Source organism: Cupriavidus sp. 05N40 (assembly GCF_056397305.1).
On sequence record NZ_JBFTND010000042.1, the window covers coordinates 76,860 to 84,559 of the forward strand.

Annotated in this window: 5 protein-coding genes; 2 read left to right on the plus strand and 3 right to left on the minus strand. The window is 68.2% G+C overall.

What is annotated here, in order from left to right; translation table 11 throughout:
- Nucleotides 1-155 precede the first annotated feature (155 nt).
- Nucleotides 156-557, plus strand: coding sequence for an OsmC family protein (locus tag AC1DO7_RS12640; protein WP_441619125.1), 402 nt, complete (start codon nucleotides 156-158; stop codon nucleotides 555-557).
- Between the two features lie 122 nt (nucleotides 558-679).
- Here AC1DO7_RS12640 and AC1DO7_RS12645 read toward each other — a convergent pair whose 3' ends face one another.
- The 3 genes from AC1DO7_RS12645 to AC1DO7_RS12655 form a co-directional block, all read right to left on the minus strand.
- On the minus strand, nucleotides 680-1,672 hold the full coding sequence (locus tag AC1DO7_RS12645) for an alpha/beta hydrolase family protein (protein WP_477116194.1): 993 nt from the start codon (nucleotides 1,670-1,672) through the stop codon (nucleotides 680-682).
- A gap of 422 nt (nucleotides 1,673-2,094) precedes the next feature.
- On the minus strand, nucleotides 2,095-3,822 hold the full coding sequence (gene poxB, locus AC1DO7_RS12650) for a ubiquinone-dependent pyruvate dehydrogenase (protein ID WP_477116195.1): 1,728 nt from the start codon (nucleotides 3,820-3,822) through the stop codon (nucleotides 2,095-2,097).
- Between the two features lie 169 nt (nucleotides 3,823-3,991).
- Nucleotides 3,992-4,903, minus strand: coding sequence for a LysR family transcriptional regulator (locus AC1DO7_RS12655; protein WP_441619119.1), 912 nt, complete (start codon nucleotides 4,901-4,903; stop codon nucleotides 3,992-3,994).
- Between the two features lie 96 nt (nucleotides 4,904-4,999).
- Between AC1DO7_RS12655 and AC1DO7_RS12660 the strand changes: the two genes are divergently transcribed.
- Nucleotides 5,000-7,700: molybdopterin-dependent oxidoreductase (locus tag AC1DO7_RS12660; RefSeq protein ID WP_477116196.1), on the plus strand; the 2,701-nt coding region annotated here is incomplete at its 3' end.

Genomic DNA, 7,700 nt, shown 5'->3' on the forward strand with positions numbered 1-7,700 from the left:
CCGGCGGCGGCATGGTTACAATCAGTCTCCGGCTTTCCCGGCCGGCCGCTGACTGAAGAGCTCAAGCCCTTGATTTGGAAGAGAAAATGCTTGCGCCAGCCAGAAACCCGGCCAGGCCCCTGCTACCCACCTGCAACTTCGACTCCGCACAAGCCATGTCAAATTCCAAAGCCACCGCCCGGCTCGGCCCGGCCGATGCCAATTACCTCGTGCACCTGCAGGCCGGCAGCCATGCGCTGAGCGGCGACGAATCCGCCAGCCTCGGCGGCACGGACCAGGGCCCGGCTCCGTTCGCTTTCGTGCTGTCCGGCCTGGTTTCGTGCACGGCGATCACGCTGAAGATGTATATGCAGCGCAAACAATGGCCCGTGGCCGATGTGGAAGTGACGGCCGTGTTCCAGGGCAAGGACGAGGCGCGCTTTATCCAGCGCGAGGTCAGGGTAAGTGGCGCGGAACTGGGCCAGGCCGAGCGCGAGCGGCTCGCGCAGATCTGCGAGCGCACACCGGTGACATTGTTCCTGAAGGCGGCTTCGCGGATCGAGACGACTTTCGTCTGAGCGCGAACCGGAGGCCGGGGCGCAGCGCTGGTGCGCACCCCCCTCCCGCGCACGGGAGAGGGGTGCGTCCGGGTCCGCCGCGCCGGCCTACTTGGGCACGGCTTCCGCCGCGTGCGTGCGGATCACCACCTCCGAATGCAGGGTGCGGTGCACCGGGCACTTGTCGGCAATCTCCAGCAGGGCGGCGCGCTGGGCCTCGTCGAGCGGCCCCAGCATGGTGATCTCGCGCTCGATCCAGTCGATCTTGCCTTCGGTGGTGGCGCAGTCCGCACAGGCTGCTGGTACTTGCCGGTGTGAGTCTCTTCCACGCGCACCAGCCCTTCCTCGGCCACGGCGGGCGGCATGTCGAGCGTCTCGCTGCCCAGGTAGCGCTGGCTCCAGGCGGCAATGGTATTGGCCACGTAGACCGCGTCTTCCTTGCGCGTGAGCAGGTGGTCGGCGCGGTCCAGCGAGACGAAGCTCTTGGGATGCTTGGCCGCAATGAAGATCTGCGTGGCGTTGTCGATGCCCACGGTATCGTCCTGCGGCGCGTGCATGACCAGCAGCGCGCGGCGCAGCCTGGCCACGCTATCGAGCAGCTTCTGCTCGCCGACATCCTCGATGAACTGGCGCTTGATGCGGAACGGCCGGCCGGCAAGCTGGACTTCGGCTTCGCCGTCGGCTTCGATGCGCGCGGCGTGCTCGCCGAACAGGCCCACCACATGCCCCGGATCGCTGGGCGCGGCGATGGTCACCACCGCCTTGGCCTCCGGTATGCCCTGCGCCGCGGCCAGCACGGCCGCGCCGCCGAGGCTATGGCCGATCAGCAGCGCGGGCGCGCGGTGCTGCTGGCGCAGGTAGTCGGCCGCCGCCAGCAGGTCGGCCACGTTGGAGGAAAAATTGGTATTGGCGAAATCGCCGCCGCTGCCGACAAGACCGGTGAAATCGAAGCGCAGCACGCCGATGCCGTGGGCGGTGAGTGCCTGTGCGATGCGCGTGGCCGCGAGCACGTCCTTRCCGCAAGTAAAGCAATGGGCGAACAGGGCAAAGGCGCGGACCGGGCCGGCCGGTAAATCCAGCCGCGCGGCGAGTTGCTGGCCGTCACTTCCGGGGAACTGCAGGCGCTGGGCTTCCATGGACATCCTCATGTGTAACGCAAGCTGTACGAGGTTCCCACTCTAGCGCAAGTTAGCGCCGCGGTGGCGCTGCCGTGCATGGTCTGGCGCACGCGGCGCGCCACCCTGGCGGCCAGCTTGCAGGCGGGCGCATTCCGTTGTACACCGGAATGCACCCGCCGCGCCGGCTCATGCCGCAGCGTGAAGTCCCGCTCGAAGACGCGCTGGACTACGACTGACGGGGCTGAGTCTGCTGACGCCCCGACATCCGCAAGAAGTTCGTGATGCAGGGCGCGGAGCCGATGCAGTACACGCCGGAGTCGTTCGGCAAGTTCGTGGTGGCCGAGTACCAGTCCTGGCGCCCGATCGTCAAGGCCAGCGGCGCGCGCATCGGCTGATGGCCTGCAGCGAAGCCCTGCCGCCCTGTGGCCCTGCCGCCTGCCCTATCGCCACAGGTTGGACTTCGCCAGGTCGACGATCTCGCCGCCGCGCCCGTCGATGATCGCGCGCAGCAGGTAGAGGCTGAAGCCCTTGGCCTCCTTGGTGGTGATGGTGGGCGGCATGGCGAGTTCGAGCCGGTTGGTCTTGACGTCCACTACCACCGGGCCGGGGCGGCTGAATGCCTCCTGCAGCGCCGGCGCCACCAGGCCGGGGTCTTCCACCCGGATGCCGGGGATGCCCGCCGCCGTGGCGATCGCGGCGAAGTCGGTGTCGACCATGTCGGTATAGGTGTCGAGGAAACCCGACGCCTTCATCTCCATGGCGACGAAGCCGAGGTTGCCGTTGTTGAAGATCACCACCTTGACCGGCAGGTTGTGCTGGCGCAGCGTGAGCAGATCGCCCAGCAGCATGGAAAATCCGCCGTCGCCGCACATTGCCACCACCTGGCGCTGCGCGAACAGCGCCTGCGCACCGATGGYCTGCGGCAGGGCGTTGGCCATCGAGCCGTGGTTGAGCGAGCCGATCAGGCGGCGCTGGCCGTTCATGGCGAGATAGCGCGCGGCCCATACCGTGGGCGTGCCCACGTCGAAGGTGAAGACCGCATCCGGCGCCGCGTTTTCGCTGATGCAGCGAGCCAGGTACTGCGGGTGCACCAGCCCGCTGCCCGGCGCGCCGGTGGCAAGGTCGTCCAGCGCGGTGCGCGCCTTGCGGTAATGCTCGAGCGCGCGGTCCAGGTGGGCGCGGTCGCTCTTTTGCCCAAGCAGCGGCAGCAGACCCTTGATGGTCTCCTTCACCGAGCCGACCACCCCGTGCGCCAGCCGGCAGCGGCGGCCGAGGTTCTCGGCGCGGATGTCCACCTGGATGATCGTGGCCTTGGTCGGGTAGAACTGCCGGTACGGGAAGTCCGTGCCCAGCATCAGCAGCGTGTCGCATTCGAGCATGGCGTAGTAGCCCGAGGAGAAGCCGATCAGGCCGGTCATGCCGACGTCGAACGGGTTCTCGTACTCGACGAATTCCTTGCCGCCGAGCGCGTGCACCACGGGCGCGTTCAGGCGCTGCGCCAGCGCCACCACTTCGGCGTGCGCGCCTTCGCAGCCGCGCCCGCACAGCAGGGTGACGCTGCTGGCGGTATCGAGCAGGCGCGCCGTCACCGCCAGTTCCTCGGCCGGCGGCACCGCCGCGGGCGCTTCGGGCAGGGCCAGTTCCAGCAGCGCCGGTGCCTGCACTTCCATCAGGGCGATATCGCCAGGCACCACGATCACCGCCACCCCGCGCTGGCCCAGCGCGGCGCGCATGGCGGACTGCATGATGCGCGGCAGTTCTTCCGGGTTGCTGACCATCTCGCAATAGTGGCTGCAGCCGCGGAACAGCTCCTGCGGGCGGGTTTCCTGGAAATACTCCGAGCCGATCTCCGAGCTGGGGATGTGCGCGGCGATGGCCAGCACCGGCACCCGGCTGCGGTGCGCGTCGAACAGGCCGTTGATCAGGTGCAGGTTGCCGGGGCCGCAACTGCCGGCGCATACCGCCAGCTTGCCGCTCAGGTGGGCCTCCGCGCCAGCCGCGAAGGCCGCCACCTCCTCGTGGCGCACGTGTAGCCACTCGATGGTCTTCTTGCGCCGCAGGGAATCCGTCAGGCCGTTCAGCGAATCGCCGACGAGGCCGTAGATGCGCTCGACGCCGGCCACCGTCAGGATGTCCGCCATCATGTCCGCCACCGTGGTTCCAGCCATGCGTGTTCTCCTGTCGTGGGTGTGCCCGGGTGCACGCGTATCGCTCAAGGCGCCGTGCACCGGCACAAGACAGGATAGGCGGCGCCGCGCCCGCCGGCATAGGCTCAATTGCCGTTTCGCCACGGCATGCGGGAATTCCGGCGGCTAGCGCCGAATGCCGCAGCCGGACCTAGAACCTGGCCTTTTCGCGCAGGGCGCCGCGCAGGAAGTCCGCGAGCGCAACGACATTGCCCGGCGTGGCGGGCTCGCGCCTCCACGCCAGGCCAACGTCCATCGACGGCACCTTGTCGGCGATGCCGCGCCGCACGATGCGCTGGCCCTCCAGCGACCATGGCCGGTAGACCAGGTCGGAGAGGATGGCGACGCCGCGCCCGGCCGCCACCAGGCTGCGCACCGCCTCGATCGAGCAACTCTGGTAGCGAACATCGGGCGCCAGGCCGTATTGGCCCCAGTACTTGCCCACCGTGGAAATGTGCTCGTCCATGTCGAGCAGGATGTAGTCATGCCGCGCCACGTCGGCCAGCCCGATGCGCTCGGCCGTCATCAGGGGATGCTCCGGATGGCCCCACAGCTGCCGCGCGGAGCGCAGCAGTGTTTCGCAGGTGACATGATTCAGGCCGGGCAGGTTCGACACCAGCAGCAGGGCGATATCGATCTCGCCGTCCAGGATGCCCTGCTCGATGTCGTGCCGCTCCCGCTCCAGCACCGACAGCCGGAGCTTCGGGAATTTCCGCTCGAATGCCGGCAGCAGGCCCGGGAGCACATAGGCCGTGATGGTCTCGGTCACCCCCAGGCGCACCGTTCCGGTGATCTCCACCGGCGCGACGGTGATGGCCTCCACCGCATCCAGCACGGCATCCCCGATCTGCTGCGCATGCCGGAGGAAACGCGTGCCGGCTTCGGTGAGACGCACGCCGCTGGCATGCCGCGTGAACAACTGGACGCCCAGTGCCTCCTCGAGGCTCTTCAGGGACGACGTCATCGACGACTGCGACACATGGCAGCGAAGTGCCGCACGCGACACCTGCCCGGACTCGGCCATGGCCACGAAATGCTGCAGTTGCTTCAATGTGGGTAGCATCGATTTTTCCGATATTGCTTTTTCAAAATTAAGAATTAGAAATACTTCGCCATGCTAGCTAGCATCCGGTCAGGAGACAAGATGCGGTGACCAGCAATGAGCAATGAAGACAAGCACGGCTACTGCACGTTGTGCCGCTCCCGGTGCGGGACGGTGAACGTGGTGGCGGACGACGCCCTGATATCGGTGCGGCCGGATCCCGCCCACCCCACCGGCAAGGCCATGTGCCTGAAGGGCAAGTCGGCGCCCGAGCTGGTCCATAGCGCGGAGCGCATCCTCTATCCGATGCGGCGCACCCATCCCAAGACCGACCCCGATCCCGGCTGGGCACGGATCTCCTGGGAAGAGGCCCTGGCGGAGATCGCCCGGCGCATGCTGCAGGCCCGGCGCGATGGCGGTGCCGAGTCGGTGGCCTTCGCCGTGACCACGCCCAGCGGCACGCCGCTGAGCGACAGCATCGACTGGATCGAACGCCTTATCCGGCTCTTCGGCAGCCCCAACACCTGCTACGCCACGGAGATCTGCAACTGGCACAAGGACTACGCGCACGCCTTTACCTTCGGCTGCGGCATGCCGACCGCGGACTACCGGCATGCCGGGCTCATCGTGCTATGGGGTCATAACCCGACCAACACCTGGCTGTCGCAGGCCGAGGCAATCGGGGCCGGCAGGCGCGCCGGCGCGAAGCTGCTGGTGATCGACCCCAGGGAAACGGCGCTGGCCGGCCAGGCGGACCAATGGCTGCGCGTGCGGCCGGGCACCGATGCCACGCTGGCGATGGCGATCGCCAACCTGTTGATCGAAGCGAACGCGTTCGACCTGGACTTCGTCCGCCAGTGGACCAACGGCCCGCTGCTAGTGCGCAGCGACAACGGACGCTTCCTGCGGGGGCGCGACCTGGGGCTGCCGGATGGCGATGCCTACCTGGTCTGGAACGCGCAGACTGCACGGGCGCAGACGTCATCGTCGCTGGCGGCGCAGGATTTCCAGCATCTTGCGCTGCGCGGTTCGTTCAGCGTGGATGACGCCAATACACCGGGCACAGCCATCGGCTGCCACCCTGCTTTCGAGCTCTATGCCGGCGAATGCGCCCGCTACCCGGCAGCCCTGGCCGCGCAGCTGACCTGGGTGGACGAAGGAGATATTCGCCATGCCGCCAGCTTGTTCGCCTCGGCCGGGCGCGTGGCCTATCACGCCTGGTCCGGCGTYGGCCAGCATGACAACGCCACCCAGACCGACCGCGCGATCGCCTGCCTGTACGCCCTGACCGGCAGCTTCGACCGCAACGGCGGCAACCGCATCTACCAGAAGCCGCCCTACAACCCCGTCAGCGGCTCCGGCCTGCTGCCCGCCGGGCAGAAGCCCAAGGCACTCGGCTATGCCGAAAGGCCGCTGGGCCCGCCCGCGCAGGGCTGGGTCACCGCGCGCGATCTCTACCGGGCCATCCTGCATGCACAGCCTTACAGCGTGCGCACGCTGGTGGCGTTCGGCACCAATCCCCTGCTGTCGCAGGCCGACGTGGAAGATGGCGAACGGGCGCTGCGCAGCCTCGACTTCTATGCGCACTGCGACCTGTTCGAGACGCCGAGCGCGCGCTACGCCGATATCCTGCTGCCGGTGAATACGCCGTGGGAGCGCGAAGGCCTGCGCATCGGCTTCGAAATCTCCGCCGAGGCGGAACAACTGGTGCAACTGCGCCAGCGCATGGTCTCGCCGCGCGGCGAATCGCGCTCGGACAATGACATCGTGTTCGACCTCGCGACCAGGCTCGGGCTGTCGGAGGCCTTCTTCGGCGGCAGCCTGGAAGCGGGCTGGAACCATATGCTGGCCCCCTCCGGGCTGAGCGTCGAGCGGCTGCGCGCACAGCCCGAAGGCATCCGCGTGCCCGTGGCCGACATGGAACGGAAGTACGCGGCAAGGCCGCGCGAGCGCGCCTTCGATACGCAGACCGGCCTGGTGGAGTTGTACTCCGAACTGTTGCTGCGCCACGGCTATCCCRCCTTGCCGCGCCCGGGCCAGCCTGCCGGCGAAGCTGCCGGCCCCGCAGGCGAGGGCTTTCCCTTTGTGCTGACCTCGGCCAAGAGCGGCTACTACTGCCACAGCCAGCATCGCGGCCTGCCTTCGCTCAGGCGCAAGGCCGCGCAGCCGGAAGCGGAAATCCCGACCGCACTGGCGGCCGCGCGCGGCATTGCCAGCGGCGATGCAATCCGCGTGACCACGCCCGCCGGCAGCGCCCGCTTTATCGCCAGGGTGAGAGAAGGACTGCATCCGCGCGTGGTGGTGGGCGAGTTCGGCTGGTGGCAACGCTGCGACGCCCTCGCCCAGGGTCCCTTGCCGGTATCCGGCCAGGGCAACAGCAACTACAACGCACTGATCAGCGCGGACAGCATCGACCCGGTCAGCGGCTCGGTGCCCCTGCGCGCCTTTCGCTGCAATGTGGAACGCGAGCCCGGGCTCGACGAGGCGCGGCGCAGGTGGGATGGCTATCGCGCCTTCCGCGTGGCCGGCCTGGCCAGGGAAGCACGCGAGGTCACCTCCGTCTTCCTGGAGCCCGCCGATGGCGGCGRCTTGCCGGATTTCCAGCCCGGCCAGCATGTGACGATCAGGCTCGCCATGCGGCCGGGCGGCGAAGAGGTGGTGCGCTCGTATTCCCTCACCGGCCCGGCCACGGTGCCGGCACGGCGCGGCTACTCGATTTCCGTGCGCCGCGCCACCGGCATGACGGCTACCGGCGAAGCCGTGTCCGGGCGCGCATCCTCGTATATCAACCAGAGCCTTGCGGTGGGCGATGTGGTAT